At 75.2% G+C, this 26348-nt stretch carries 18 protein-coding genes; 13 read left to right on the top strand and 5 right to left on the bottom strand.

Going from position 1 to position 26348, the window contains the following annotated elements:
* Positions 1–157: 157 nt before the first annotated feature.
* The 3 genes from KGD83_RS19010 to KGD83_RS19000 all read right to left on the bottom strand — a co-directional run bounded on the left by KGD83_RS19010 (position 158) and on the right by KGD83_RS19000 (position 5238).
* Positions 158–2650: an ATP-dependent Clp protease ATP-binding subunit gene (locus tag KGD83_RS19010; protein WP_212640462.1), complete on the bottom strand. Its 2493-nt coding sequence runs from the start codon at positions 2648–2650 to the stop codon at positions 158–160.
* Positions 2651–2991: 341 nt separating this feature from the next.
* Positions 2992–4512: an MFS transporter gene (locus KGD83_RS19005; protein WP_212640461.1), complete on the bottom strand. Its 1521-nt coding sequence runs from the start codon at positions 4510–4512 to the stop codon at positions 2992–2994.
* A 114-nt stretch (positions 4513–4626) separates the two neighbouring features.
* Entirely contained in the window at positions 4627–5238 is a 612-nt protein-coding gene (locus KGD83_RS19000; RefSeq protein ID WP_394358078.1) for an NADPH-dependent FMN reductase, read from the bottom strand.
* A gap of 222 nt (positions 5239–5460) precedes the next feature.
* On the opposite strand from KGD83_RS19000, the gene KGD83_RS18995 reads away from it, so the two are divergent.
* The 12 genes from KGD83_RS18995 (at position 5461) to KGD83_RS18940 (ending at position 20823) form a co-directional block, all read left to right on the top strand.
* A complete protein-coding gene (locus tag KGD83_RS18995; RefSeq protein WP_212640459.1) occupies positions 5461–9135 on the top strand; it encodes an AfsR/SARP family transcriptional regulator in 3675 nt (1224 codons plus the stop codon).
* A 324-nt stretch (positions 9136–9459) separates the two neighbouring features.
* Positions 9460–10458 carry a substrate-binding domain-containing protein gene (locus tag KGD83_RS18990; RefSeq protein WP_212640458.1) on the top strand — a complete coding sequence of 333 codons (999 nt, stop codon included), beginning with the start codon at positions 9460–9462 and terminating at the stop codon, positions 10456–10458.
* Between the two features lie 233 nt (positions 10459–10691).
* Positions 10692–12209, top strand: a complete 1518-nt coding sequence (locus KGD83_RS18985; protein WP_212640457.1) for a sugar ABC transporter ATP-binding protein — start codon at positions 10692–10694, stop codon at positions 12207–12209.
* 17 nt (positions 12210–12226) lie between these two features.
* Complete coding sequence (locus tag KGD83_RS18980) at positions 12227–13237, top strand: ABC transporter permease (RefSeq protein WP_212640456.1); 1011 nt, start codon at positions 12227–12229, stop codon at positions 13235–13237.
* 26 nt (positions 13238–13263) lie between these two features.
* A complete protein-coding gene (locus KGD83_RS18975) occupies positions 13264–14355 on the top strand; it encodes a zinc-dependent alcohol dehydrogenase family protein (protein ID WP_212640455.1) in 1092 nt (363 codons plus the stop codon).
* Positions 14352–15659, top strand: a complete 1308-nt coding sequence (locus KGD83_RS18970) for a hypothetical protein (RefSeq protein WP_212640454.1) — start codon at positions 14352–14354, stop codon at positions 15657–15659. The genes KGD83_RS18975 and KGD83_RS18970 overlap by 4 nt, the downstream gene beginning before the upstream one ends.
* 65 nt (positions 15660–15724) lie before the next feature.
* On the top strand, positions 15725–16480 hold the full coding sequence (locus KGD83_RS18965) for an SDR family NAD(P)-dependent oxidoreductase (RefSeq protein ID WP_212640453.1): 756 nt from the start codon (positions 15725–15727) through the stop codon (positions 16478–16480).
* 25 nt (positions 16481–16505) lie between these two features.
* On the top strand, positions 16506–17237 hold the full coding sequence (locus KGD83_RS18960; RefSeq protein ID WP_212640452.1) for a FadR/GntR family transcriptional regulator: 732 nt from the start codon (positions 16506–16508) through the stop codon (positions 17235–17237).
* Entirely contained in the window at positions 17234–18379 is a 1146-nt protein-coding gene (gene dgoD, locus KGD83_RS18955; RefSeq protein WP_212640451.1) for a galactonate dehydratase, read from the top strand. The genes KGD83_RS18960 and dgoD overlap by 4 nt, the downstream gene beginning before the upstream one ends.
* Before the next feature lie 17 nt (positions 18380–18396).
* Positions 18397–19257, top strand: a complete 861-nt coding sequence (locus KGD83_RS18950; RefSeq protein ID WP_212640450.1) for an SMP-30/gluconolactonase/LRE family protein — start codon at positions 18397–18399, stop codon at positions 19255–19257.
* Positions 19254–20234 carry a sugar kinase gene (locus KGD83_RS18945; RefSeq protein WP_212640449.1) on the top strand — a complete coding sequence of 327 codons (981 nt, stop codon included), beginning with the start codon at positions 19254–19256 and terminating at the stop codon, positions 20232–20234. The genes KGD83_RS18950 and KGD83_RS18945 overlap by 4 nt, the downstream gene beginning before the upstream one ends.
* Positions 20227–20823, top strand: coding sequence for a bifunctional 4-hydroxy-2-oxoglutarate aldolase/2-dehydro-3-deoxy-phosphogluconate aldolase (locus KGD83_RS18940; protein ID WP_212640448.1), 597 nt, complete (start codon positions 20227–20229; stop codon positions 20821–20823). Before KGD83_RS18945 ends, KGD83_RS18940 begins: the two co-directional genes overlap by 8 nt.
* 81 nt (positions 20824–20904) lie before the next feature.
* Here KGD83_RS18940 and KGD83_RS18935 read toward each other — a convergent pair whose 3' ends face one another.
* The gene (locus tag KGD83_RS18935; protein WP_212640447.1) at positions 20905–21876 is read right to left on the bottom strand and encodes an aldo/keto reductase; all 972 of its coding nucleotides are present in this window, start codon (positions 21874–21876) and stop codon (positions 20905–20907) included.
* Between the two features lie 205 nt (positions 21877–22081).
* Here KGD83_RS18935 and KGD83_RS18930 point away from each other — a divergent pair, with 205 nt between their 5' ends.
* A complete protein-coding gene (locus KGD83_RS18930) occupies positions 22082–24412 on the top strand; it encodes a tetratricopeptide repeat protein (RefSeq protein ID WP_212640446.1) in 2331 nt (776 codons plus the stop codon).
* Positions 24413–24456: 44 nt separating this feature from the next.
* Here KGD83_RS18930 and KGD83_RS18925 read toward each other — a convergent pair whose 3' ends face one another.
* Positions 24457–26187, bottom strand: coding sequence for a hypothetical protein (locus tag KGD83_RS18925; RefSeq protein WP_212640445.1), 1731 nt, complete (start codon positions 26185–26187; stop codon positions 24457–24459).
* Positions 26188–26348: the final 161 nt, after the last annotated feature.

Raw genomic sequence — 26348 nt, 5'->3', positions numbered from 1 at the left:
CTCCCCGTGGGTCGGCCGGAAGCGTTCCTGATGGGACGCGAGGTTCCCCACCTGCGGTGATCTTGTACTTATAGCTTGTCTCGGCCGCCCAACCTCGCTATAAGTACAAGATCACCGCGCAAGGGGCGGATTCCGGTCCGCCCCTGTGGTCACTGCGTCAGTACGACTGCACGGTGGAGATGCGCAGCTCACCCTGCTCGTCCACGTCCACCAGCACGTGGTCGCCCGCCACGAGCTGCTGGTCCAGCACCATGCGCGACAGCCTGTTGCCGACGTTGCGCTGGATGGTGCGCGCCAGCGGCCGGGCGCCGTAGGCGGGCTGGTAGCCGCGCTCGGACAGCCAGCCCACCGCCTCGTCGGTGAACCGCACGGTGATGTCCTGCGCCTTGAGCCGCTCCTCGGTGCGCTCCAGCAGCAGCCGGGTGATCCGGCCCAGCTGCTCCTCTCCGAGCTGCTTGAAGACGATGACCTCGTCGATGCGGTTGATGAACTCGGGGCGGAACTCCTCGCGCAGCCGCCGCATCACCCGCTGTTCGGTGTCGGGGTCCATCTGGCCGTCGGCGGTGAAGCCCATCGGCGCGCCCCCGGTGATCGCCTCCGACCCCAGGTTGCTGGTCATGATGACCACCGTGTTGCGAAAGTCGACGGTCCGCCCCTGCCCGTCGGTCAGGCGCCCGTCGTCCAACAGCTGGAGCAGCAGGTTGAACACGTCCGGGTGGGCCTTCTCCACCTCGTCCAGCAGCAGCACCGAGTACGGGTGGCGGCGCACCGCCTCGGTGAGCTGGCCCGCCTCCTCGTAGCCCACGAACCCCGGGGGCGCCCCGGTCAGGCGGCTGGCGGTGTGCCGTTCCTGGAACTCGCTCATGTCGATGCGGACCATGGAGTCCTCGGAGCCGAACAGGGCCTCGGCCAGCGCCCGCGCCAGCTCCGTCTTGCCCACGCCGGTCGGACCCAGGAACAGGAAGCTGCCCACCGGCCGGTCGGGGTCGCCCAGACCGGCCCGCGAGCGGCGGATCGCCTCCGAGACGGCCGTGACCGCCTCGTCCTGGCCGATCACCCGCTCGTGCAGCACCTCCTCCAGGTTGACCAGCCGGTCCCGCTCCTCCTGGGTCAGCTGGGAGACCGGGACGCCGGTGCTGCGGGAGACCACCTCGGCGATGTCGGCGCTGGTCACCTCGGGAACCGACGAACCGGTTCCGCGCGCCTGGTGGATCGAGCTCCGGGCGGCGGCGATCTCGTCGCGCAGCGCCGAGGCGCGCTCGTAGTCCTCCTGATGGACCGCCTTCTCCTTCTCCTCCTCCAGGCCCTTGAGCCTGCCCTCCAGCTCGCGCAACCCGGAGCTGGAGGACTTCAGGCGCAGGCGCACCCGCGCGCCCGCCTGGTCTATGAGGTCGATGGCCTTGTCGGGCAGGAAGCGGTCGGTGACGTAGCGGTCCGACAGCTCGGCCGCCGCCACCAGGCTCTCGTCGGCGAACCGCACCTGGTGGTGGGCCTCGTAGCGGTCGCGCAGGCCACGCAGGATCTCGACGGTGTCCTCCACCGAGGGCTCGGGCACCTGGATCGGCTGGAAGCGGCGCTCCAGGGCCGCGTCCTTCTCGATGTTCTTGCGGTACTCGTCCACGGTGGTCGCGCCGATGATGTGCAGCTCGCCGCGGGCCAGCGCGGGCTTGAGCATGTTCCCGGCGTTCATGGACCCCTCGGCGGCACCCGCGCCGACGATGGTGTGGATCTCGTCGATGAAGACCAGCAGCTGGTCGGACTGGGCGCGGATCTCGTCCACGATGGCGTTCAGGCGCTCCTCGAAGTCGCCCCGGTAGCGCGTGCCCGCCACCACCCCGGCCAGGTCGAGCTGGACCAGGCGGCGCCCGAGCAGGGTCTCGGGGACGTCCTCGTCGAAGATGCGCTGGGCGATGCCCTCCACGATCGCGGTCTTGCCCACGCCCGGGTCGCCGATCAGCACCGGGTTGTTCTTGCGCCGCCGGGCGAGCACCTCGATGCACTGCTCGACCTCGTCGTCGCGGCCGACCACCGGGTCCAGGCGGCCCTCGCGGGCCAGCTCGGTCATGTCGGTGCCGTACTGGTCCAGGGTCGGGGTGGCGGAGGGCTCGCTCTCGCCCCGGTCGGCGGCGGGCGGCGCCCCGGCGGCCTTCTGGAGCGACTGCGGGGTGATCCCCGAACCGCGCAGGAGCTGGCCGACGGCGCTGTCTGTGTTGACCGCCAGCGCGAAGAGCAGGTGTTCGGGAGTGATGCTGGAGCTGCCCGTGGCGCGGGCGATCTGGAGGGCGTCGAGGAGGGCGCGCTTGGCGGCGGGGGTGAGCCGGGCGGACCCGCGCACCGACCTCGGGGTCTGCGACACGGCCTGGTCGATCACGTCGATGATCTGCTGGGTGTCGGAGCCGCTGTGCTCCACCATCTCCCGCGTGGGCGGGTAGCGCAGCAGGGCCCACAGCAGGTGGACCGCGTCGACGTCGGCGCTGCCGGCCTCCAGGGAGCGGCGCACCGCGGCGTCGGCCACCTGCTGGGCCTCGGGGCTCATCAGCTTGGACAGGTCCACGCGGCGGACCGGTCCCCGGGCCCCCAGGAAGCGCGCCAGGAACTCGTCGAAGGAACCCGGGTCGCTGCCGCGGTCGTCGGGAAGGTCGTGTGTCATGTCGTCTTCGTCCCCCGTGCGTGCGGTAGTGGCTTGTTCACTCTAGGTGAGCACCCGGAGTTTGTTCGGTAGCGGTGGTCGGCGTGGGGGCCGAGCACACGCGGGGCGGCCGGTCCGCCCCGGCCGCGCCGAATGCTCCCGCCGAGGGCCGCTCCGGGCCGGGTCGTCCTCCGTCCCGGCCCGCTACCCGGCCCGGCGTCGGGATAACACCCGGTGGAGGGGCGCGAGAGGGTCGTCACACCCGGTGATCGGTCCGTTCCCGACGCACCCGCACGGGCCCCGTCACGTGTGCGCGCCGGAGCCGCGCACGGGCCCCGGCGCGCACACGCGCCGACCGCCGGTCAGTCGGGGCGGTGCCGCCACAGCCGCACCGACACCACGACGACCGTGCAGGCCAGCACCACCGCGCCGACCGCGCAGACCGTCTGGAGCGCGTCGCCCAGCGCCGTCTCGGCGGCCTCGCGCAGCGCGGCCCCCACCGCGCCGCCCAGGTCACCGGCGACTGCCGCGGCGGCGCCGACGCCCTCACCCGAGGTCTCGGCCGCGTCCGCGGGGACACCGGCGGGCAGGGAACCCTCCAGGACGCCCCGGTACACCGCCAGCCCCAGCCCGCCCAGCAGTGCCAGGCTCATGGTCTGCCCCATGCCCGAGGCCACGTCCGTCACCGCCGAGGCCGTCCCCGCCCGCTCCCGCGGCGCGGCGGACAGCGCCAGCTGACTGCCCAGAGTCATCGCCGGGCCGCCGCCGAGGGAGAGCAGGACGGTACCGGTGACCAGCCCCCACAGGGACCCGGGATTTGCGGACGCCGCCATGGCCACCAGCCCGACGAGGGCGACCGGCATCGACAGCGCCAGCACCTGTCCCGCGGTCGCCCACCGCAGCAGCAGCGGGGTGAGCATGGTGCCCGCCAGGCCCGCCACGGCGGGAAGGACCAGCAGCAGGCCCACCAGGCCGGGCGGCACCTCCAGGGCGGACTGGAGGAACTGCACGAGTAACAGGTTCGGGCCGCCCGCGACCAGCAGCATCAGCAGGGACAGGGACACCGCCGCCCCGAAGCCCCGCGCGGAGAACAGGCCCGGGGGCAGCAGCGGGTCGTCCAGCCGCCGCTGGCGGCGCCAGAACAGCCAGCCCAGCGCCAGCCCCCCGGCCACGGCGGCCAGCAGCGGGGGCTCCGGCCCCCGCGACACGGTCTCCTGGAGGCCGAACACGGCCAGCACCAGGGCGGCCGTGGACAGCAGGACGCTCGCGGGGTCCAGCCGCCCCGCGCCGGGGTCGCGGAACTCCGGCAGCAGGAACGGCAGGGTCACCAGCGCGAACAGGGCCACGGGCACGTTCACCAGGAACACCGACCCCCACCAGAGGAACTCCAGCAACAGGCCGCCCAGCGGCGGACCCAGCGCCATCCCCACCGAGAACGCGCTCAGGTACAGCGCCACGGCGGTGGCGAACTGCCGGGAGTCGGGGAACATCTGCCGCAGCAGCGCCAGCGCGGACGGCGAGATCACCGCCACGGACGCGCCCAGCACGGCGCGGGCCGCGATCAGCGTCACGGGGTCGGGGGCGAAGGCGGCCGCCGCCGAGGCGACCGCGTACACGGCCAGGCCGGTCAGGAGCAGCAGGCGCCGTCCCACCCGGTCGCCCAGGCGGCCCATGGTCAGCACCAGCCCGGCGCCCAGCAGCTCGCCCACGTGCAGGATCCACAGCGACTGGGCGGCCGAGGGCAGCAGGTCGGCGCCGATCCGGGGCAGCGCCAGGTAGAGCACCGACACGTCGTTGGCCATCATGAACACGGGCAGGGTCAGGATCGTCAGCCCTAGCCACTCGCGCCACGCCGCGCGGCGGTGCGGGGCCTGGATGGTCATGGTCCTCCGTGGGTCGTCGGGCGGCGCGGAGGGGGCGGCCGCGGGTCATGGGGGCGTCCGCCCCCGGCGACGGCGGGGGAGCGGCCGCTCGGGCCGGGGGCGGTGGGGCGGGCGTCAGGCCGGGTAGGGGACGGCCGCGCGGTGGGCGCGCAGCGCCCGCGCCCACCAGGTGAGCTCGTCGAGCATGCGCGCGGCGGCCTCCTCGGCGGCCTTGGGCTCGGAGGGCCAGCCGCCTTCGGCGTCGAAGCGGTCCCAGAAGTCGGCGAAGGACACCGAGTCGCGCACCGTGACGGCACGCAGTTCGGCGAAGACCTGGCGCAACTGCTCCACCGCGCGCAGACCGCCGGAGACGCCGCCGTAGGACACGAAGCCGACCGGCTTGGCCCGCCACTCGGCGACGAACCAGTCGATCGCGGTCTTGAGCGGGGCCGGGAAGCTGTGGTTGTACTCGGGGGTGACGACGACGAACGCGTCGGCGGCGGCCAGGCGCGGAGCCAGCGCCGCCACGGCGGTCGGGGGTTCGCCCTCGGTCAGGTGTTCGGGCAGACGGGTCCCGGCCAGGTCGACCGGGTCCACCGCGACGCCGCCGTGCTCGCGGGCGCGCTCCCGGAACCACGCGGCGGCGGTCGGACCGAAGCGGCCCTCCCGGGTGCTGGCGACGATGACGCACACGCGGACGGGCGCGTCACCGGGAACGTCGGCGTCGGTCGTGGTGTCGGCGGACACGGGGACCACTCTCCTTCGGGGGCGGTGTTTCGTCGGGTCCCACGCTCGCCGTCCCCGCACTCGGTCCGGCCCCGGTCCGCGCTCGGTCCGCACTCGCTTCGGCCCCGGGCGGCTCCGGGCGGCCCCGGTCAGGGCGTTCGCGCATGCGGCCGGTGTCCGGCCGGGGGTTTCGCGTCCGGTCCGCGCCGGGGCGCAGTACCCGCCCTCGGCTACGGTGAGGCCATGCGCTTCGGTGTCCTGGGTCCCGTCCGCGCGTTCACGGACGGCGGCCGGGCCGTGCCGATCCCCGAACGCAAGGCCCGCGTCCTGTTGGCGGCCCTGCTCGCCCACCGGGGCTGGCCGGTGTCGGCGGACCGGCTCGTGGAGTGGCTGTGGGCGGACGGGCCCCGGCCCGGCAGCCCCGGACGAGCCCTGCAACGCAAGGTGTGGGCCCTGCGCCGGGCGCTGGAGGAGGCCGAACCCGGCGCCCGCGAACTGGTCCGCCACCGCCCGCCCGGCTACCTCCTCGACGTGCCCCCCGCCTCTGTGGACGCCGAACGCTTCCAACTGCTGGCGGACGCGGCCCGGGACGCCGCCGCTCCCCGCGAACGGGTTCGGCTGCTCACCGAGGCCCTGGAACTGTGGCGAGGCCCCGCCTACGCCGACGTGGCCGACGAGGAGTTCGCCCGGCCGGCGGCCGCACGGCTGGAGGAGCGCCGCCTGGGCGCGCTGGAGGAACACGCCCTGGTCCGGCTCGACCTGGGCGAGCACCGCGGGGTGACCGGTCCGCTGGGTGCCCTCGTGGCCGAGCACCCCCTGCGCGAGCGGCTGGTGGCCGCGTACATGCGCGCCCTGTACGAGGGCGGACGCCAGGCCGAGGCCCTGGCCGCGCACACGGCCCTGGCCGGGCGCCTGCGCGAGGAGCTGGGGGTGGACCCGGGCCCCGAGGTGGCCGAGCTGCACGGCCGCATCCTGCGGCACCAGCCGACCCCACCGGTTCCCGGGGGCGCCTCCGGGCCCGGAACACCGGTGGAACCCGTGCCCGCGACGGCACGCGCCTCCGGATTTCCGACGGAACCCGCGCCGCGCGCGGGGGCCGTCCGCGCGACGCCGGGAGCGCCTGTTCCAGGGGCGGGAGGCGCCGCCGCGATACCGGGGGAACCGTTCCCGCAGGCGGGGAGCTCCCACGGGACGCCGGAGGAGCCCGTTTCCGCGCCGGGGAACGCGTCCGGATCGCCGGGGGAGCCGTTGCCGCAGGTGGAGGGCGGCCACGGAACGCCGGAGGCGCCTGCCTCCGGTACGGGGAACACGCCCGGAACGGTCTCGACCGTTCCTCCCCGAGCGGGGAACGCCCGTGGAACACCGGAGACGCCCACCCCCGTACCGGGAACCGCGACCCGAACCCGGGTCGCGCCCCCCGCCGGTGCCGCCCCGGCGCACACGCCCACCGGCCGCGTCTTCCCGCCCCTGCCGCTCACCGCGCTCGTGGGCCGCGAGGAGGAACAGCGGCGGGTGGCACGGCTGCTGGCCGGGGTCCGGCTGGTCACCCTCACCGGGATCGGCGGGGTCGGCAAGACCCGCCTGGCCCTCGCGCTCGCGCACGAACTCGCCCCCGGCTTCGGCGGCGGGGCGCACGTGGTGGAGTTCGCCGCCCAGCGGACCGTGCCGGGCTCCTCCGCCTCCGAACCGGACCCGGTCACGACCCTGGCCCGGGCACTCGGGGTCCGCGACGGCGGCGGCGCGGACCCCCTGCGCCACGTGCTGGGCGCGCTGGAGGGCAGGCACGCCCTGCTCGTCCTGGACAACTGCGAGCACATCGCGGACGAGGTCGCCGAACTGGTCGGCGCCCTGCTCGGCCGCCTGCCGGACCTGCGCGTCCTGGCCACCAGCCGCGAACCCCTCGGCGTGCCCGGCGAGGTCCTGTTCGGCGTCGAACCCCTGCCCGTGCCCTCCGCCGACACCCCGGCCGACCGCGTCGGCGACTCCGGGGCGGTGCGCCTGTTCGCCGAACGCGCCGCAGCCTCCGCCCCCGGGTTCGCCCTGACCCCGGACAACGCCGCCGACGTCGCCCTGCTGTGCCGCCGCCTCGACGGCATCCCCCTGGCCCTGGAGCTGGCCGCCACCCGCGTGCGCGCCCTCGGCGTCACCGGTGTGCTCTCGCGCCTGGACGACCGCTTCCGGCTGCTGGCCACCGCCCGCCGCCACCTGCCCCCGCGCCAGCGGACCCTGCGCGCCATGGTCGACTGGAGCTGGGAACTGCTCGACGAGCGCGAACGCGTCCTGCTGCGCCGCCTCGCCGTGTTCACCGGCGGGTGCGCCCCCGAGGACGCCGAGGCCGTCTGCTCGGGCGGGGGCATCGACGCCGCCGACGTCGTCGACCTGCTCACGAGCCTGGTCGACCGCTCCCTCGTCGTGGCCGTGGACGACCCCCTCACCGGCCGCCGCCACCGGCTCCTGGAGTCCATCGCCGACTACGCCTGCCAGCGCCTGTCCGAGGCCGGGGAGGCGCACGTCCTGCGCGGGCGCCACCTGGACCACTACACCGCCCTCGCCCACCGGTACGCGGGGCGGATACTGGGCTCCTCCCAGGGGGAGGCGCTCCGGCGCCTGGACGCGGAGGCGTCCAACCTGCGCGCGGCCCTGGACGAGGCCGTCGGGCGCGGAGCCGCGGGGCACGCCGCCCGCCTCGTCAACTCCCTGGGCTGGTACTGGTACATGTGCGGCCGCTACCGGGAGGGCCGCCGCCTCACCCGGCGCGTGCGCGACGCGGTGCGCGGGTCCGCCTCCGCGGAGGCGGCCATGGCCGGGGCGACCGCCGCGGTGTTCGAGATCCTGGCCGGGGACGGAGACGACCACACCGCCCTGGCCCGCACCGCGCTCAGGGCCTTCGACGACCTGCCCGGGGCGTCCGGCGACGCCGTGCTCGAACGCGCCCGCGCCGCCTGGATGATCGGGTTCGTGCTGTACAGCCGCGGGGACCGGGCCGTCAGCGAGGACCTGGTCGCCCAGGCGCTGGCCGTCTTCCGCGAGCGCGACGACCGCTGGGGGCTGGCCGCGGCCCTGACCGCGCGGGCCTCGCACGCCCTGGGGCGCGGAGACCTGGACGCGGCGGGCGTCCGCGCGCGTGAGGCGCTGGAACTCTTCCGCGGGCTCGGGGACCGCTGGGGCCAGCTCAACGCCCTGTCCGTCCTGGCGATGCCGGCCGAGGCCACCGGCCGCCTCGCCGACGCGGCTCGCTTCCGCGGTGAGGCCCTGGGCATGGCCGAGGAGCTGGAGCTGTGGTCCGAGGCCGCCGGGGCGATGGCCGGGCTGGGCCGGATCGCCCTGCTGGAGGGGGACCTCGACCGCGCCGACGAACTCCACCGCAGGGCGCTGGAGCTGGTGCGGGGGCAGGGCGACGTGCCGGGGGAGCAATACGCCCAACTCGGTCTGGGGCTCAGCGCGCGGCGCAGGGGAAGGCTGGCGGAGGCCGAGCGGTACGTGCGCCCGATCGCGGAGTGGTCGGCCCGGGTGGGCTGGCTGCCGGGCGCCGCCCTGGCCCTGGCCGAACTGGGCTTCTCGGCGGAACTGCGGGGCGACGCGGCCGAGGCGCTGCGCCTGCACCGGGAGGGGCTGGCCGCGGCCCGCCTCAGCGGCGACCCGCGCGCGCTGGCGCTGGCCCTGGAGGGCGTGGCCGCCGCGCACACGCTCACCGGCCGCCACGGCGAGGCCGCCGGGCTCCTGGGCGCCGCTGGGGCCCTGCGCGAGGGCGCGGGCGCGCCGGTGCCCGCCGGTGAACGGGGCGACGTGGACCGCGCGGCGGCGCGCGCACGGGCGGCCCTGGGCGAGGCGGAGTTCGCGCGGGCGTTCGCCCGGGGGCGGACGCGCCCGCTCGCGGACCTCCTCGACGGCGGGGAGCCGCACCCCGACCCGGCCTGAGGTCCCGAACACGCGCACGGCGGGGGAGGGTCCGCGCCTGTCCCCCCGCCCCGACGCGGTGCGCGCGTCCCCTGGCCGGCCCGCTCCCGCGCGGCCGCGTCCGTCCCCGGGCTCGCTCCGCGCCGCCGCCCCCTGCCGCCGTGTCCTCCTTCAGACGGCCGCAACGCCCTGTCCGCAGGGGATGCGGTGTGCCCTGCGCCACCCGAAAAATAATTAATTACTATTTATTCTTGACGTTACCTGAGTCACTCTGGCATGCTCTCCTGCAGTTGAGGAAGGTGTCCGCGCAGGTGAGCGCGTACGCCCTACGCCAAGGAGGACCCCATGGGCAGACGACCGCCGCGCCCCCCGGGCCGCGCGCTCGCCGCTCTCACAGCCGCCCTGTGCGTGCTGCTGCTCGCCGGATGCGGCGCCAGGCTCGGCGAGGACGGCCGCATCGGCGTCGTCTACATGGACGCGCAGGGCTTCTACGCCGGAGTCCGCGAGGGCATGCAGGACTACGCCGAGGACTCCGGCCGCGAACTCCAGCTCCTGGAGCTCAACGCCCGCGGCGACGCCTCCGAGGAGAGCACCTTCGTGGACGTCGTCTCCTCGGCCGACGTCGACGCCCTGGTGCTGTCCCCCGTCTCGGCCACCGCCTCGGTCCCCGCCGTTCGCCTGGCGCACGAGAGCGGCGTCCCGGTGATCTGCTACAACACCTGCATCGAGGACGAGGCCGCCGAGGAGTACGTGACCTCCTACATCCTGGGCGACCCCCACGAGTTCGGCCGCCTGCTCGGCGACGCCGCCGCCGACCACTTCGAGGACGAGGGAGTCGGGGACCCCCGGATCGGCGTCCTCAACTGCGAGTTCGTCGAGGTCTGCGTGCAGCGCCGCGAGGGCTTCGAGGAGGCGCTCTTCGCCCGCCTGCCCGACGCCGAGATCGTCGCCAACCAGGAGGGCGCCACCATCGACGAGGCCGTCAACGTGGGCGAGCGCCTGCTCACCGCCCACCCCGACCTAGACGCCTTCTACGGGGAGGCGGGCGGCGCCACCATGGGCGCGGTCCGCGCCGTCACCAACCGCGGCCTGGCCGGGGAGGTCGTGGTCTTCGGCAGCGACATGTCCACCGACGCGGCCCGCGCGCTGTCCGACCACCGCATCCTCAAGGCCAACGTCGACATCTCCGGAATCGCGGTCGGCCAGCTGGCCGGGGAGACGGTCGAGCGCATCATCGCGGGCGAGGCGCCCGAGGAGTTCGTCACCGAGGCGCCCATCGACCTCTACACCACGCCCGAGGACGGCGAGGAGTGGCTGGAGCAGCACCCGGACGGCGTCCCCTAGGCAGTGTTCTTTTGGACCTCCGCTTCGCTTCGGCCCGTGTTCGGGCGCCCGGAGCACGGGAGCCTTCGGTGCCTCCGGTGAGACGGCTCGTTCCTCGCAGCCTCACCTCCGGCACCTCCAGAACCCCGTGGGCGCCCGAACCGACCCCCGCAAGCTGAGACCGGTTCGGAGAACAGACCCTAGACCGGCCGTCCGAGCACGTCCGCCACCTTCGTCCCACCTGTGGAGTACCCATGAGCGACACCTCCGCCGCGCCCCCGGCCGACACCGACGTCGTGGCCCGCGTCCGCGGCGCGACCAAGAGCTACCCCGGCGTCCGGGCGCTGGACCGAGCCGACTTCGAGATCCGCGCCGGAGAGGTCCGCGCGCTGCTCGGACGCAACGGCGCCGGAAAGTCCACCCTGATCCGCCTGCTGTCCGGCGTGGAGGCGCCCGACGAGGGCGAGATCGAGATCGGCGGCCAACCGCTCGGCCAGGGCGGCATCCGCCGGGCGGCCAAGCTCGGCGTGGGCACCGTCTACCAGGAGCTCAGCCTGGTCCCGGAACTGTCGGCGGCCGAGAACCTCTACCTCGGCACCTGGCCCAAGGCCGCCGGGCGCATCGACTACGGCCGGATCAGGGCCGGGGCCGAGGAGGTCTTCGCCGAACTCGGCGTCGACATCGCCCCCGACACCCGGGTCGGCGAACTGCCCCTGGCCCAGCAGCAGCTCGTGGAGATCGCGCGGGCCTTCCGCGCCCGGCCGCGCCTGCTCATCCTCGACGAGCCCACCAGCGCGCTCGCCGCCGGTGAGGCCGAGACCGTCCTCAAGGCCGTCGAGCGCGTCGCCTCCCGCGGGGTCGGCGTCATCTACGTCAGCCACCGCCTGGACGAGATCCGCCGGGTCGCCGACACGGTCACCGTCATGCGCGACGGCGCCGTCGTGGAGACCACACCGGTCCGCGGCGCCACCACACGGCACATCGTCTCCCTCATGCTCGGAGGCGAGGCCAAGGAGGAGAACAGGCCGGTGCGCCGCGACGCCGCCTCCGCGACGCCGCTCCTGTCGGTCCGCGACCTGGCGGTCCCGCCCAAGGTCGACGGCGTCTCCTTCGACCTGCGGCCCGGCGAGGTCCTGGGCCTGGGCGGCCTCATGGGCTCGGGCCGGACCGAGATCCTGCGCGCGCTGGCGGGCTTCACCCCCTCCCGGGGGACCGTGGAGGTGGACGGCTCGCCGGTGGCCCGCCCCACCCCCCGCGCGATGAAGCGCCTGGGCGTGGGCATCACCCCCGAGGACCGCAAGGGAGAGGGCGTCGTCCCCCTCCTGGGCGTCTCCGAGAACATGGTCATGACCTGGTTCGGCGGCGCCTCCAAGGCGGGGACCGTGCTCCCCTCCCGCGTCTCGGGGATCGGCCGGGGCCTCATCGACCGGCTCTCGATCAAGGCCGCCGCGACCGACACCCCCATCGTCAACCTCAGCGGCGGCAACCAGCAGAAGGCCGTCATCGGCCGCTGGCTGCACGCCGGGAGCCGCATCCTGCTGCTGGACGAGCCCACCCGGGGCGTGGACGTCGAGGCCAAGGCCCAGATCTACGCCATCGTGCGCGAGCTGGCAGAGCAGGGGGCCGCGGTCCTCTTCGTCTCCAGCGAACTGGAGGAGCTGCCGCTCGTGTGCGACCGCGTGCTCGCCCTGCGCGGAGGGCGCCTGCAAGGCGAGTTCACCGGCGACGACATCACCCTGGACAACATCATGGCCGCCGCGATGGCGGCGTGAACGGCGAGGTAAGAGCAATGACCACCACCACCAAGGTCACCGGCGAGGCGGTCCCCGCCCGCGGCGACCTCATCGGCCGCTACGGCCACCGCCTCAACGAGATCGGCCTCCTGGCCGCCATCCTGATCCTCTACGTCGTCCTCGGGCTCTCCGCCTCCGGGTTCCTGAGCCTGGACAACCAGCTCGGCCTGCTGCGCAACGCCGCCACGATCGGCATCGCGGCCTGGGGCGTCACCCTGGTGATCATCGCCGGGGAGATCGACATCAGCATCGGCCCGGCCGTCGCCTTCGCCTCGGTCATCGCGGCCAAGGGCGCCACCGAGTGGAACCTGGGCGTGATCGGCGCCATCATGCTCACCCTGGCCATGGGCGTGCTGTGGGGCGCCCTCGCCGGATGGCTCCGGGCCCGGTTCAACGTGCCCTCCTTCATCACCACGCTGGGGCTGTGGAGCGTCCTGGGCGGTCTGGCGCTCTACATGACCGACGCGCTCCCCGTGCCGCTGCCCGAGAGCGGCCTGCTCGACGTGCTCGGCGGCTCCGTCCTGGGCATCCCCACCGCCGCGCTGGTCATGCTCGTGCTCTTCGCGGTCTTCGCCTACGTCGCCAAGTACACCGCCTACGGCCGCTCCGTCTACGCCACCGGCGGCAACGCCGCCGCCGCGCAGCTCGCCGGGCTCAACGTGGCCCGGGTGCGCGTGCTGCTGTTCGCCACCACCGGCCTGCTCTCCGCCATCACCGGCATCCTGCTCGCCGCCCGCCTGGGCTCGGGCAACGGCGGCGCCGCGGCGGGGCTGGAGTTCGACGTGATCGCCGCCGTGGTCATCGGCGGTACCGCCCTGGCCGGCGGACGCGGCTCGCTCGGCGGTACCTTCCTCGGGGTCGTCTTCATCACCGTCATCGCCAACGGCCTGGTGCTGCTCGGCGTCAACTCCTTCTTCCAGGACGTGGTGCGCGGCCTCATCATCGTGGGCGCCGTCCTGATCAACGTCGTCATCAGCAGGCGCAGCGCGGCCAACCGCCTCGCCTAGCCGCTCCGAACGGGGGAAACACAGTCATGAACACCACGGCCGCCGCCACCGCGCTCCCCGAGACCATGCGAGGGGTGCGCCTGCCCGGGGACTCGACCGCGGTCCTGGACACCCTGCCCGTGCCCGAGCCGGGCCCCGGGCAGGTGCTGATCCGGGTCGGCGCGTCGGGCATCTGCGGCAGCGACATCGGCTTCATCTACCACGAGCACAGGACGCACCGGGGGGTCGAGGGCCCCGCCTACCAGGGCGTCGTCGCGGGCCACGAGCCCTCGGGCACGGTCGTGCAGGCCGGGCCGGGGTGCCGCAGGTTCGGCCCCGGCGACCGGGTCATCGTGTACCACATCGCCGGGTGCGGGCTGTGCGACAACTGCCGCCGCGGCTTCATGATCAGCTGCACTGACCCCTCCCGGGCGGCCTACGGCTGGCAGCGCGACGGTGGCCACGCCGAGTACCTGCTGGCGCAGGAGTCCACCTGCGTCCCCCTGCCCGACGAGCTGTCCTTCGTGGACGGCGCGCTCATCGCCTGCGGCTTCGGCACCGCCTACGAGGGGCTGCGGCGCATCGGGGTCAACGGCGACGGCGACCTGCTCGTCGTGGGCCTGGGCCCGGTGGGGCTGGCGGCCGGGATGATCGGCCGGGGCATGGGCGCGGCCCGCGTGATCGGGGTGGAGCCCAACCGGCGCCGCCGCGAGTGGGCCGCCGGCCTGGACGTCTTCGACGCCCTGGCCCCGCCCGAGGAGGCGGCCGACGAGATCGCCCGCGCCACCTCCGGCCGGGGCGCGGCCACTGCCATCGACTGCTCCGGGTCGCGCCCGGGCCGCTCCCTGGCCCTGGAGAACGCCGCCGAGTGGGGCCGCGTCTCCCTGGTCGGCGAGGGCGGCACCCTTGAGACCGAGGTGTCGGACACCCTCCTGCACAAGCAGCTCACCCTGTACGCCTCCTGGGTGACCTCGCTGCCCGCCATGGCGGAGCTGTCGGTGAACCTGGTGCGGTGGGGCCTGTCCCCGGAGCGGGTGGTCTCCGACCGCTTCGACCTCTCCGACGCCGACGCCGCCTACCGCCTGGCCGCGGGCGAGAGCCGCGGCAAGGTGTGCCTGGTCAACGGAGCCGAGCGGTGAGCCGCCCCGTCGGGGTGCGGCGCGACGCCTCCGGGGCGCACGAACTCGTGGTCCTGGACAACGGAGTGCTGCGGCTGACCGCGGCCCCCGCGCTGGGCGGGCGGCTCCTGTCGGTGCGCCACCGCGGCCGCGAGCACCTGTACCGCAACCCCCGCCTGCTGGGCGAGGACCTCCAGCCGGTGGGGGGCGTGGTCCTCGGGCCGGTGGACGGACCCATGAGCGCGTGGAACAACGTCGGCGGCGACAAGACCTGGCCCGCGCCCCAGGGGTGGGACGGCCCCGACGAGTGGGCGGGGCCGCCCGACTCCGTCCTGGACTCGGGGCCCTACACCGCCGAGACCTCGACCGCCCCCGACGGCTCCGCCGTGCTCACCCTCACCAGCGGGGACGACCCGCGCTCGGGGCTGCGGCTCACCCGCCGCCTGACCCTGGCGCCCGACAGCGCCGCCTACCGGCTGGACCTGGAGGCGGTCAACGTCTCCGGCGCCCCGCGCCGGTGGGCGCTGTGGAACGTCACCCAGCTCGACGGCGGTCCCGGCGGGAGCGGTGGGACCGGCCGCCCCGGCCGGTCCGGTGGCTCTTGTGGGACCGACGGGCCGAGCGGGTCCGACTGGCAGCAGGACGGGCCCGGCGGACCGGGCGGCGCACGCGGGGTCTACGTGGGTGTGAGCGGCCCCGGCCCGCACACCGTGCCGCTCGTCGCGGGCAACGGCCGCCCCCGGGTGGTGGAGCACACGCCCTCCGTGGTGCGGGTCCCCCTCCAGGACGTGGTCGGCAAGGTCGGCTTCCCCACGGCCTCCGGATGGCTGGCCGACGTGGGCGTCGAGGGCACCCTCACCCAGCGCTTCGCCGTGCGCGAGGGTGCCGAGTACCCGGACGGCGGCTCCAGAGCCGAGGTGTGGCTCGAATGCCCCGTGGACCGGCCCCTGGAGCACCTGGGCGGGCTGTGCCCGGTGGACCGCGTCACCGAGGTCGAGGCGCTGGGTCCGCTCACCGAGCTCGCACCGGGGCAGTCCACCTCCCTCGCCGTCGAGTTCGGCTTCGGCGCGGGCACGGGGCCGGTGGCCGAGGTGACCCCCGACGGCTTCTGGAGCGAGGAGCCCCGCTGGAGCGCCTCCGAGCCGGGAGGGCGGCGTCTGATCGGGGTCTTCACGTCCTCGCGCGCGGGCGCGCTGGTCCACCGGGCGTCCGGCCGCACGGTCGCGCGGACCCGGCCGGGCGAGCCGGCGCGCTTCGACGCCCTGGTCCCCGAACCCGACACCGACACCGCGCCCGCCGTCGTGTTCGCGCCCGACCGGGCCTGAGCACCGCGGCGCCGCAGAGCAGCGACCGCCCCCGGCCCGGCCGGGGAAGCACCAGAGGGAGCGACATGACACACACCAGGCACCGCGGAGTCACCGCCGTGGTCACCGGCGCGGCCCGCGGCATCGGGGAGGCCACCGCCCGCCGCCTGGCCGCCGAGGGCGCCTCGGTGGTGCTCACCGACCTGTCCCCGAGCCTGGATGGGGCCGCCGAACGCATCCGCGCCGAGGGCGGGCGCGCCCTGGCGGTGCGGGCCGACGTGAGCGACGAGGCCTCCTGGGACGGGGTCGTGGCGGCGGCACGGGACGCCTTCGGGCCGGTGGGCGTCCTGGTCTCCAACGCCTACACCTTCGAGCAGGCGCCCGCCCACGAGACCACGCTCGGGTCCTGGGAGCGCCAGCTCGCCGTCAACCTCACGGGCGCGTTCCTGGGGGTGCGCGCCTGCCTGGACGACCTCTCCGCCAGCGGCGGCAGCGTCGTCATCACCTCCTCGGTCCACGCCTGGTTCGGGCTCCCCGGCCGACCGGCCTACGCCACCACCAAGGGCGGGCTCACCGCACTGACCCGCCAGCTCGCCGTCGAGTACGGGCCTCGGGTGCGCGTCAACTGCGTGCTGCCCGGCCCCATCCTCACCGCCGCCTGGGAGGGCGTGGGCGAGGAGGACCGCCGCGACAGCGTCGCCCAGACCGCCGCCGGCCGCTTCGGCGACCCCGACGAGGTCGCCTCCGTCATCTCCTTCCTCGCCTCCGCGGAGGCCTCCTACGTCACCGGGACGAGCCTGCCGGTCGACGGAGGGTGGAGTATCTACAAGGCGTCGTCGTGACGGGACGCCCGGAACGGAGGAAGTGATGGCGGCCTACTCGGGGCGCGGTGTGCACGGCCAGACGGTGCGGTTGCTGGGAGAACGCGTGCTCTCCGGACGGATCGGCGAGGGGGAGACGATCGACCTGGCCGCGCTCAGCGGCGAACTCGACCTGAGCCTGACCGCGATCCGCGAGGCGATCAAGGTCCTGGCGGCCAAGGGTCTGGTCGGCTCCCGGCAGAAGAAGGGGACGTTCGTGCGCCCCCGAGGCGACTGGAACCTGCTCGACCCGGACGTGGTCCGGTGGCGGATCGCCGCGGGCGCGGGGGACGTCTTCTTCGGCGAGCTGGCCGAACTGCGCGACGCCCTCGAACCCGCCGCGGCGCGCCTGGCCGCGCTGCGCCGCACCGACGCCGACGTCGCCGAACTGCGAACGGCGCTCACCGACATCGCCGACTCCGGCCACGGCCCGGCCGAGGAGGCCGCGCGGGCCGACCTGCGCTGGCACCGCGCGCTGCTCGCTGCCACGCACAACGAGCTGTTCACCCGCACCGACGTCTTCTTCGCCGCGGGGCTCTCCGAACGCGACCGCCTGGTCCACGGGGGCGTCCACGACGACCCGGTGCCCACCCACGGCGCGGTCACCGAGGCCGTCGCCGCGGGCGACCCGCGCGCCGCCGAGTCCGCCATGCGCTCCCTGCTGGAGCAGGCCCGGGAAGACCTCCTCCGCGTCACCGAGGACGACGCGGCCGTAGACGATCTGGAGAGACCGCAGTGAGAATCACCCGTATCGAGACCTTCCTGGTCCCGCCCCGGTGGCTGATGTGCCGGGTGGAGACCGACGACGGCGTCGTGGGCTGGGGCGAGCCCGTGGTGGAGGGGCGCGCGGAGACCGTGCGCGCCGCGGTCGAGGAGCTGTCCGAACTCCTCCTGGGCCAGGACCCCGCGCCCATCGAATACCACTGGCAGCGCCTCACCAAGGCCGCGTTCTACCGGGGCGGGCCCATCCTGTCCAGCGCCGTCGCGGGGCTGGACCAGGCGCTGTGGGACATCGCGGGCAAGCGCCTGGGCGTCCCCGTCCACCGGCTCCTCGGCGGCCCCGTCCGCGACCGGGTGCGCGTGTACGGCTGGGTCGGCGGCGACGACCCGGCCGAACTGTCGGAGGCGGTCGCGGCCCGCGTGGAGTCCGGGCTCACCGCCGTGAAGATGAACGCCTCCGGTGTGATGGGGCGCTCGGCCACCGTGCGCGAGATCGACGGAGTCGTGGAGCGCCTGGCCGGGGTGCGCGACGTGCTCGGCCCGGACCGGGACGTCGCGGTGGACTTCCACGGCCGCTTCAACGCGGCCACCGCCCGCCGGGTCCTGCCCCTGCTGGAGCCCCTGCGCCCCATGTTCGTGGAGGAGCCGGTCCTGCCCGAGTACGGGCACCTGCTCGGCGACGTCGTGCGGTCCAGCCCGGTGCCCATCGCCACCGGCGAGCGCCTGTTCGGCCGGAGCGAGTTCCTGCCCGCGCTCCAAGCCGGTGTCGCCGTCGTCCAGCCCGACCTCTCCCACGCGGGCGGGGTCTCCGAGGTGCGCCGGATCGCCTCCCTGGCCGAGACCTACGACGCCCTGCTGGCACCGCACTGCCCGCTCGGCCCCGTGGCACTGGCCGCGAGCCTGCAGGTCGCCTTCGCCACGCCCAACTTCCTCATCCAGGAGCAGAGCATGGGCATCCACTACAACCGGGACGCCGAACTGCTCGACTACGTCCTGGACACCGAGGTCTTCGCCTTCCCCGACGGGCACATCCACCGCTCCGAGGCCCCCGGCCTGGGCGTGAGCGTGGACGAGGACGCCGTGCGCGCCGCGGACCGGATCGGCCACCGCTGGAGGCCGCCGGTGTGGAGCCACCAGGACGGGTCCTTCGCGGAGTGGTGAGGAAGGAAGTGACGCGCATGCTGTGCGAACCGTGGAGCACCGACCGCTTCGAACTGGGTGAGGGGCTGCGCCTGCGGGGCCGGGACCTGCTCATGGTGGACATCCTCACCGGCCGCCTCCTGCGGCTCGACCCCCGCACGCCGGGACCGGCCGAGGTGGTCGCCGCCCTCGACGTCCCCTTGGGCGCGGTCGCCCCCGTCCGGGACGAACCGGGACGGTTCGTCGCGGCGGCGGGCACGGGCGTGGCGCTGCTGTGCGAGGGCGGCGCACCGCAGTGGCTGGCCAGGCCCGAGGACGGCGCCGCCACGCCGATGCGGATGAACGACGGCTGCTGCGACCCCGACGGGAGGTTCTGGGCCGGGTCGATGGCCTACGACGGCACCCCCGGGGCCGGTTCGCTCTACCGCGCCGACCCCGACGGCCGGGTCACCCGAGTCCTGGAGGGCTACACCGTCCCCAACGGCCCCGCCTTCACCGCCGACGGCGCCCGCATGTACCTCGCCGACAGCGCCGAGGGCCGCATCGACGCCTACGAGATCTCCCCGGACGGCACCCCCGGTGCGCGGACCGTCTTCGCCCGGATCGGGGAGGGCAGCCCCGACGGGATGCAGGTCGACGCCCGGGGACACCTGTGGGTCGCGGTCTGGGGCGCGGGGAGGGTGCACCGCTACGACCCCGACGGGACCCTGGAGCGCGTGGTGGACCTGCCCGCCGCCCAGCCCACCAGCGTGTGCGTCGTCGACGCCCCCGACCCGCGGCTGTTCGTCACCTCCGCCGCGATCGGCCTCGACCGCCCCGGGCCCGGCGACGGCGCCCTCTTCTCGGTTCCCGTGGACGTGTCCGCCCCGGCGGCCCAGACCTTCGGAGGAAATCCGTGACGCCCCAGGTCGCCTGCGTCGGCGAGACCATGCTGCTGCTCACCGCGGCCGAACCGGCCCCCCTGGACGGCGCCCCGCTCCTGTCCATGGGCACCGCCGGCGCGGAGTCCAACGTCGCGTGCGCCCTGGCCGCCCTCGGGCACGGGGCCGCCTGGCTCAGCGGCGTGGGCGACGATCCCTTCGGGCGGGTGGTCACCCGGAGCCTGCGCGAACGCGGCGTGGACGTGTCCGGCGTGCGGACCGACCCAGACCGGCCCACCGGCCTGCTGTTCAAGGACCCCTCGCCCTCGGGCAGCGCGGTCCACTACTACCGCGCGGGGTCGGCCGCCTCGGCCCTGGGCCCCGAACTGGCCGCGCACCCCCTCGTCCGGACCGCACGGGCGGTGCACCTGTCGGGGGTCACCCCGGCGCTCTCGCCCGGCTGCGACGCCCTCGCCGAGCGCCTGCTGGCCGACCCCGGCCTGACGGTGAGCTTCGACGTCAACCACCGGGCCCGCCTGTGGAAGGAGGGGCGGGCGGCCCCCCGCCTGCTGGAGCTGGCCCGGCTCGCCGACGTCGTCCTCGTCGGCAGGGACGAGGCCGAGGAGCTGTGGGGCACCCCCACCGCCCGCGACGTCCGCGCGCTCCTGCCCGGCGTGGACCGCCTCGTGGTCAAGGACGCCGAGCACGGCGCCACCGAGTTCCGCGGCGACGACGAGGCGTACGTGCCCGCTCCGGTGGTGGAGGTGGTCGATCCGGTGGGAGCCGGGGACGCCTTCGCCGCCGGGTACCTGGCGGGAGGGCTGCGCGGCCTCGACGCGCGGGGCCGCCTGCGGCTGGGGCACCTGTGCGCCGGGCGCGTCCTGCGCGTGGTGGGCGACCTGGCCGACCCGCCCCCGGAGGAGACGTTGGACGAACTGCTCGCGGTCCCCGACGACCGGTGGACCGACATGGCTTCGGCGGCCGTGGCCGCTGTGAGAGGAGACGGACATGAGTGACCAGGGACTGGACGGACTGTTCGGGGGACACCGCGTACTGGCGATCCTGCGGGGCATGCCCGTGGACACCACGGTCGGACTGGCCGAACGCGCGTGGGACCTGGGCGTCACCGCGGTCGAGGTGCCCGCCCGCGACGCCCTGGGCCTGGAGGCGCTGCGCGCGACCGTCAGGGCCGGTGCCGAGCGCGGTCACCCCGTGGGCGCGGGCACGGTGATCACCCCGGAGCAGGTGCGCGACGTGGCCGGGGCCGGTGCCGCCTTCACCGTCGCGCCGGGCTTCGACGCCGAGGTCATGGCCGCCTCGGAGGCGGCGGGGATGCCCCACCTGCCCGGTGTGGCCACCCCCAGCGACATCCAGGGCGTGCTCAGGGCGGGCGGTCGCTGGGTGAAGGCCTTCCCCGCAACGTCGCTCGGCTCGGCGTGGTTCCGCGCCATGCACGGGCCCTTCCCCGACGTGCGGATCGTGGCCACCGGCGGCATGGACGCCCGTAACGCGCGCGAGTACCTCGACGCGGGGGCGCGGATGGTGGCGGTCGGCTCGGCGCTGGCGGACCCCGAGCAGATCCCCCTGCTGGCCGAACTCGTCTGACCGACCCCGGAGTCCCGGGGCCCGGGGGACCGAAGCCCCGGCCCGCTGACCAGCGGGCCGGGGCCGGTGGGGTCCCGGGCCTCAGGCGCCCTCGGGCGGCTCCGGGTCGGTGGCCCTGGTCAGCAGGGCCGCGGACTCCTCGTCCAACCGCAGGTGGTTGGCGGGCAGGAGGTCGGCCAGTTGACGGGTGTCGCGGGCGCTGGCCAGTACCGACGCCACGGACGGCCGGTCCGCCAGCCACGCCAGGGCCGCGGCCGCCGGGGAGGACCCGCACCGTTCGGCGACCGTGTCCAGGGCGTCGAGCACCCGCCGACCGCGCGGTTCGTCCAGGTAGGCCCGGGCCTTCCCGGCGCGCGGGCTGTCCACGTCGGTCGATCCCTGCCGGTACTTGCCGGTGAGGAAGCCCCGGGCCAGGCCGGAATAGGGCAGCAGCGCCAGACCGCGCTCGCGCGCCAGCGGCACCAGGTCGGCCTCGATCCCGCGTTCCACCAGGTTGTACAGGGGCTGGACGCACACCGGGGCGTGCAGCCCCCGCTCCTCGCACACCTCCAGCCACGCCCGGATGCGGCCGGGCTTGTGGTTGGACAGCCCCACGTGGCGCACCACGCCCTCGTCCACCAGCTCGGAGAAGGCCTCGGCGCTCTCGGCCAGCGGGGTCTCGGCGTCGTCGAAGTGCGCGTAGTACAGGTCGATGGTCTCCACGCCCAGCCGTTCGAGCGAGGCCTTCGCGGCGGCCTTGACGTTGGACGCGGACAGGCCGCGAAAGTCCGGGTGCCCGCTGACCTTCGTGGCGATCACCATGTCGGCGGGGCGTCCGCGCGAGGCGAGCCAGCGGCCGATGACCGTCTCGGACTCGCCGCCCCGGTGCCCCTCGACCCACGCCGAGTAGGAGTCGGCGGTGTCGAGGAAGTTCCCGCCCGCCGCGGTGTAGGCGTCCAGGATCTGGAAGGAGGCGTGCTCGTCCGCGGTCCAGCCGAAGACGTTCCCGCCCAGGCACAGGGGGGACACGCGCAGGGATGACTCCCCAAGTCGGCGAAGCCGTACGTGGTCCATGTTCGCCCCGCTTTCGTCGAGTGGTGGATGCGCCGACAGGCTAGACCCGAGGGTGCCGGAGAACCGGTGTTTCCTCCCTGCTCGGGGTGTCACACCGGGCGGACGTGGCCGGAACCGGCCACCTTCCGGCCGTGCGGCCGGGTCGTCCGCGGGCCGCTGGGTAGGCTTCCCGTGCCCCAGCAGCGACGCGGCCGTGAGGTGACCCTTGAGAGACGACAGGCGTGACGACGAGCGGTCCGAGGGCACCCGAAGCACCGCGGGTGGTGTCTCCGGCCACGGGGCGCTGCTCCAGGGCAGGGACTTCTCGTTCACCGTCCTCCAGGGCGGGGAGCGGGGAGCGGCCGGGACCGCGGCTCCGCCGCGCTACGCGGTCCCCGCCCCGCCGCTGTTCGTCAACCGCGTCCGCCAGCTGGACCGGGCCCGCGCCTTCATCGCAGACGGCGGAGCCCACGCCCGGATCCTGGTCGTCCAGGCCTCGCACCGGGGCGGCGGGGCCAGCGCGTTCGGGCTCAAGGCCCTGCACGACTCCTACTCCGAGGACCCGCACCGGTTTCCCGGCGGCTACTTCTTCGCCGACGTCGAGCGCGACGGGGTCATGGAGTCCGTCAGCGAGGTCCTGCGCCGGGCCGGGGTCCCCGAGGAGGAGATCCCGGCCGCCCAGGACCGCCGGCGTCAGCGGCTGCGCGGCGAGTTCGACCGGCGCGGCGCCGTCGCCGTCATGGTCGACGGCCCCGGTTCTGTGAACGACGTCCTGCCCTTCGCCGCCACCAGCCCGGGGAGCCTGACCCTGGTCGCCACCGCGCACGACCTCGACCTCGGCGAAGCGCTGCCCCACGTCCACGACGAGCTGGTCGAACTCGACGCGCTGGACGAGGAGCACTCGGCCGAACTGCTGTGCGCGAAGGCGCGCCTGACCCCCGGCCGCGAGGAAGAGCGGGCGGCGGTGGCCGCGCTGGTCCGGCTCGCCGGAGGAAGGCCCGAACTGCTGCTGCGCTACGGGCGCAGGCTCTTCCGGGCCCGCCGACGGATGGGCGTACCGGAGGCGCTGGAGGCGGTGTACCGCGAGGCGGCCGGGGAGGGGAACACTGCCGGGGCCTCACCCGGTCCGCGTCCCGCTGGCCGGTGGACCTCCGGTGGCGGAACCTCCGACCGGGGACCGCGAACCGTGCACGGGGACGCTTCCTGGGAGGCCTCGGAGCCCGAGGAGCGTGCGGAGCCCGTGGCCTGGGCGTCCCCCGGGGCTCTGGCGGTCGCGCTGGCCTGCCACCCCGACACCGACTTCGGGGAGGCGCTCGCCCTGCGGCTGGCCCGCCTCGGCCCTCCGGCTGAGTGGGGCCGGGAGCCCGCGGCGGCGGGCGGGAGCGGCCCCGGGGCCGACGCCGACGCGGTGCGCGAGGCGTTGGCCGCGCTGGTCGAGGAGGAGGTCCTGACCGTGTCCGGGGAGGGATCCGGGCGCCGCCACCGGTTCCTGTCCGCGCGCGTGCGGCGGGCCTGCGCCGCGCGGGCGCTCGACCGGGACCGGTTCCTCCGGGAGGCGCTCACCCACTACTTCGAGCGGGCCGCGGCGGCGCACCGGCTGCTGCTGCCCGGCCGCTGGCTCCAGGCCGACCTCGACGGACGGTCGGCCTTCCCGGCGGGCGCCGCCACCGCGCACGCCTTCGCGGACCGGGAGGCCGCCCGCGCCTTCCTGGACGCCGACCGCGCGGCCCTGCGCGCCACCGTCATCGAGGCGGCCGTGCGCGGCGAGTACGAGCGCGCCGCCGAACTCTGCGAGCACCTGTGGGCCCTGTGGTTCACCTCCGGCCGCTTCGCCGACGTGGTCGACACCCACACCGCACTCCTCGACCAGACCCTGGGCACCCACCGCCTGCCCCCGGCCCGGCTCTCGCGGCTGTGTGTGCAGCGTTCCATCGCCTACCGGCGCGACGACAGCCTCGCGCGGGCCCGCGAGGACGCCGAGCGGGCCCTGGAGTTGGCCCGCGCCGTCGCGCCGCCGCAGCCGCTGGTGCTGCTCACCGCGCTGGAGGCGGTCGGCGACGCGGCGCTGCGCGGCGGCGGGACCGAGGAGGCGGCCGACCGCTTCGCGGAGGCGCTGGAGGTCGCCGGGACCGCGGGCGACCCGCGCGCGGTCCGCAACGCGCTGCGCAAGCTCGGCGGGGTGCGGTTGGAACAGGGCAGGGAAGCGGAGGCCGAGGAACTGCTGGTCCGGGCGCTGGAGTCGGCCGCGGGGGACCCGGTGGACGACCTCCAGAACCGGGCGCGGCTCGGCGCGGCCCTGGGCGACCTGCTGTCGCGGCGCGGCCGCCGTGGCGAGGCCCTCGACCGGTGGGCGCGGGCAGCCGAACTGCACGGACGCCTCGGTGACCACCGCAGGGTCGGCGACATGCACCTCAGGCGGGCCGACGCCCTGGAACCGGTGGACGCCGCGGCGGCGCGCGCCGCGCTGGAGGAGGCACTGGCCGGGTACGAGGCGGCCGAGGACCGGCGGCGGGCCGAACGGGTGCGCGCCCGCCTGGAGGCGGGGCCGGGGCGCTGAGCTGAGGGCCGCCGGAACCCGCGGCGGACCGGGAGCCCCGTGCCTCAGGGAAGTTCCCGCACCGCCCGGACCCGGGCGGCGCGGTCGCCCAGCAGCACGGTGAACACGAACCCCTCGGCGGGACCGGTTCCGGCGGCCCGGACACGGGGGTCGCGCCGCAGCCGCCAGAACGCCGAGGCGAACACCGCCGGGTCCACGTCCCGCGCGTCCTCCTCGGGGGAGAGCCGGTGGCGCAGCGCCGTGCGGTCACCGACCAGGCAGTCGTTACCGTCCACGGCGGCGGCCAGGCGGGCGCCGGGGTGGGCCTCCAGCGCCTCGCCGATCCGCCGCCACGGATCGCCGCCGTCCGGCCCGCACACCACGACGTCCGCGGCGTCGCGCCAGCGGGTCTGGGGTTCGTCGGCGTGCGTGACCGTGTGCGGTCGGCGCAGGGACAGCCGACCCGTGACCGCCGGTTCGGCCGGGTGGCGGGCCACCCGGATGCCGCCGTCCTCCTCCTCGGCGGTGGCCAGCAGCGGGGCGCAGTCGGCCGTGTCCGGCCATCCGCGCCGGTGGGGGACCGGCGGGTCGGGCGGTGCCACCCGCACCTCGTGGACGGGTTCGGGCAAATCGAGAACGCGATAGAACGCGGACCGAAGAACGGCGCCGGATTTCCCGGGAACGGAGGTGAGCATTCGCGTGGTGTGCGCGAACCTTTCCGCGGTGTGTTTCTCCGCGTCCCCCGCGATCTGTGAGAGGAGCGGTTCGTCCGGGCGAAGGAGAGTCGCGCTCCTTCCGAAGGCGGCGATGGGGGAGTCACCGGCCAATTCGTGGTGGGGGAACGCACCGAGAACCGTGTGGGTGCCCAGGGCGGCGCCGTAGAAGGTGACCGAGCCGTGGTCGCCGACGACGTGGTCGGCCGCGACGAGGGCCGCCTGCCAGCCCTGCCGGGGCGGCAGGACGCGCAGCCCGGCGCGTTCGGCGTCGGCGAGCCAGGCGCGCACCTGCCAGGGGCCGTGGCCGTGCCAGACGTTGGGGTGCAGGGCCAGCGCCACCCGGTACTCGTCCACCGGGAGTTCCTCCAGCAGGCGCACGGGCAGGTCGGGCCAGCGGCCGAGCAGGGAGGTCGGACCCCAGGTTGAGCTGATCAGCACGAGTCTGCGCCGTCCGGTCTCCAGGTGGTCGCGGTAGCGCTCACGCCAGGGGAGTCCGGCCAGGACGCGGTCGTAGGTGGGGTCCCCGGCGACGAGGGCAGCGCCCACAGCCTCGGGGCAGGCGGCGTTCAGCCGGTCGAGCTGCTCGGTGTGGGAGAGCACCAGGGTCTGCGGAACGAGCGCGCCTTCACGGAGCAGGGTCTGGCGGGAGAGGCCGAAGACCCCCTCGTCCTCCGGTGGGAATTCGGCCGCGTGCGCGCCCGCGGTTTCCGGTTTCGCCAACTTGTTGTATCCGGCGCCGTGGGAGAACACCACCATGGGCGCTTTGATCCGGTGCAGATCGTCGCCGTAACTCGCGGAGAGGGCGAGGTCGAACTCCTCCTCCACGGCCTGTTCCCACGGCGCGACGACGGCGCCGATGTCACTGAGGAGCTCGGTGACGCCCTCACGGAAGTTGGAGGTCCGCGCTCGGGTGAAGACGACCTGCACGCGGGGGTCGGACTCCAACAGGGGGAGGATGTCGAGCAGCCGTGTCAGCGCGGTCACGGTGTGGGCCACCACGAGGACCCGGCGGCTGTCGGGAGCGGTGGACCAGGCCGGTGCCGACCCGATGGGCACCCGCAGCCGCTCCTCGACCGACATGCGACCTCCCGCCACCGCTCGCGTCCGTTGCGCCCTGCCCCGCCCCGCGACGGAACAGCGTACCTAACAGCCCCGCCCTCCGCCCCGCCCGGGTGTCCGGGCGGGGCGGAGGGCCCCAGGGCGTGTTCGTTGGATGCTGCCCGTCGCGAGCGGCGCATCCG

This window comes from Nocardiopsis akebiae, assembly GCF_018316795.1.
GTDB lineage: Bacteria > Actinomycetota > Actinomycetes > Streptosporangiales > Streptosporangiaceae > Nocardiopsis > Nocardiopsis dassonvillei.
The sequence above is the reverse complement of the archived record's forward strand: the minus strand, read 5'-3'. Positions and strand labels throughout refer to the sequence as shown.

Coding starts and splice junctions, on each gene's coding strand:
- KGD83_RS19010 (WP_212640462.1), bottom strand. CDS start 2,650: ATGACACACGACCTTCCCGACGACCGCGGCAGCGACCCGGGTTCCTTC.
- KGD83_RS19005 (WP_212640461.1), bottom strand. CDS start 4,512: ATGACCATCCAGGCCCCGCACCGCCGCGCGGCGTGGCGCGAGTGGCTA.
- KGD83_RS18995 (WP_212640459.1), top strand. CDS start 5,461: ATGCGCTTCGGTGTCCTGGGTCCCGTCCGCGCGTTCACGGACGGCGGC.
- KGD83_RS18990 (WP_212640458.1), top strand. CDS start 9,460: ATGGGCAGACGACCGCCGCGCCCCCCGGGCCGCGCGCTCGCCGCTCTC.
- KGD83_RS18985 (WP_212640457.1), top strand. CDS start 10,692: ATGAGCGACACCTCCGCCGCGCCCCCGGCCGACACCGACGTCGTGGCC.
- KGD83_RS18980 (WP_212640456.1), top strand. CDS start 12,227: ATGACCACCACCACCAAGGTCACCGGCGAGGCGGTCCCCGCCCGCGGC.
- KGD83_RS18975 (WP_212640455.1), top strand. CDS start 13,264: ATGAACACCACGGCCGCCGCCACCGCGCTCCCCGAGACCATGCGAGGG.
- KGD83_RS18965 (WP_212640453.1), top strand. CDS start 15,725: ATGACACACACCAGGCACCGCGGAGTCACCGCCGTGGTCACCGGCGCG.
- KGD83_RS18960 (WP_212640452.1), top strand. CDS start 16,506: ATGGCGGCCTACTCGGGGCGCGGTGTGCACGGCCAGACGGTGCGGTTG.
- KGD83_RS18950 (WP_212640450.1), top strand. CDS start 18,397: ATGCTGTGCGAACCGTGGAGCACCGACCGCTTCGAACTGGGTGAGGGG.
- KGD83_RS18940 (WP_212640448.1), top strand. CDS start 20,227: ATGAGTGACCAGGGACTGGACGGACTGTTCGGGGGACACCGCGTACTG.
- KGD83_RS18935 (WP_212640447.1), bottom strand. CDS start 21,876: ATGGACCACGTACGGCTTCGCCGACTTGGGGAGTCATCCCTGCGCGTG.
- KGD83_RS18925 (WP_212640445.1), bottom strand. CDS start 26,187: ATGTCGGTCGAGGAGCGGCTGCGGGTGCCCATCGGGTCGGCACCGGCC.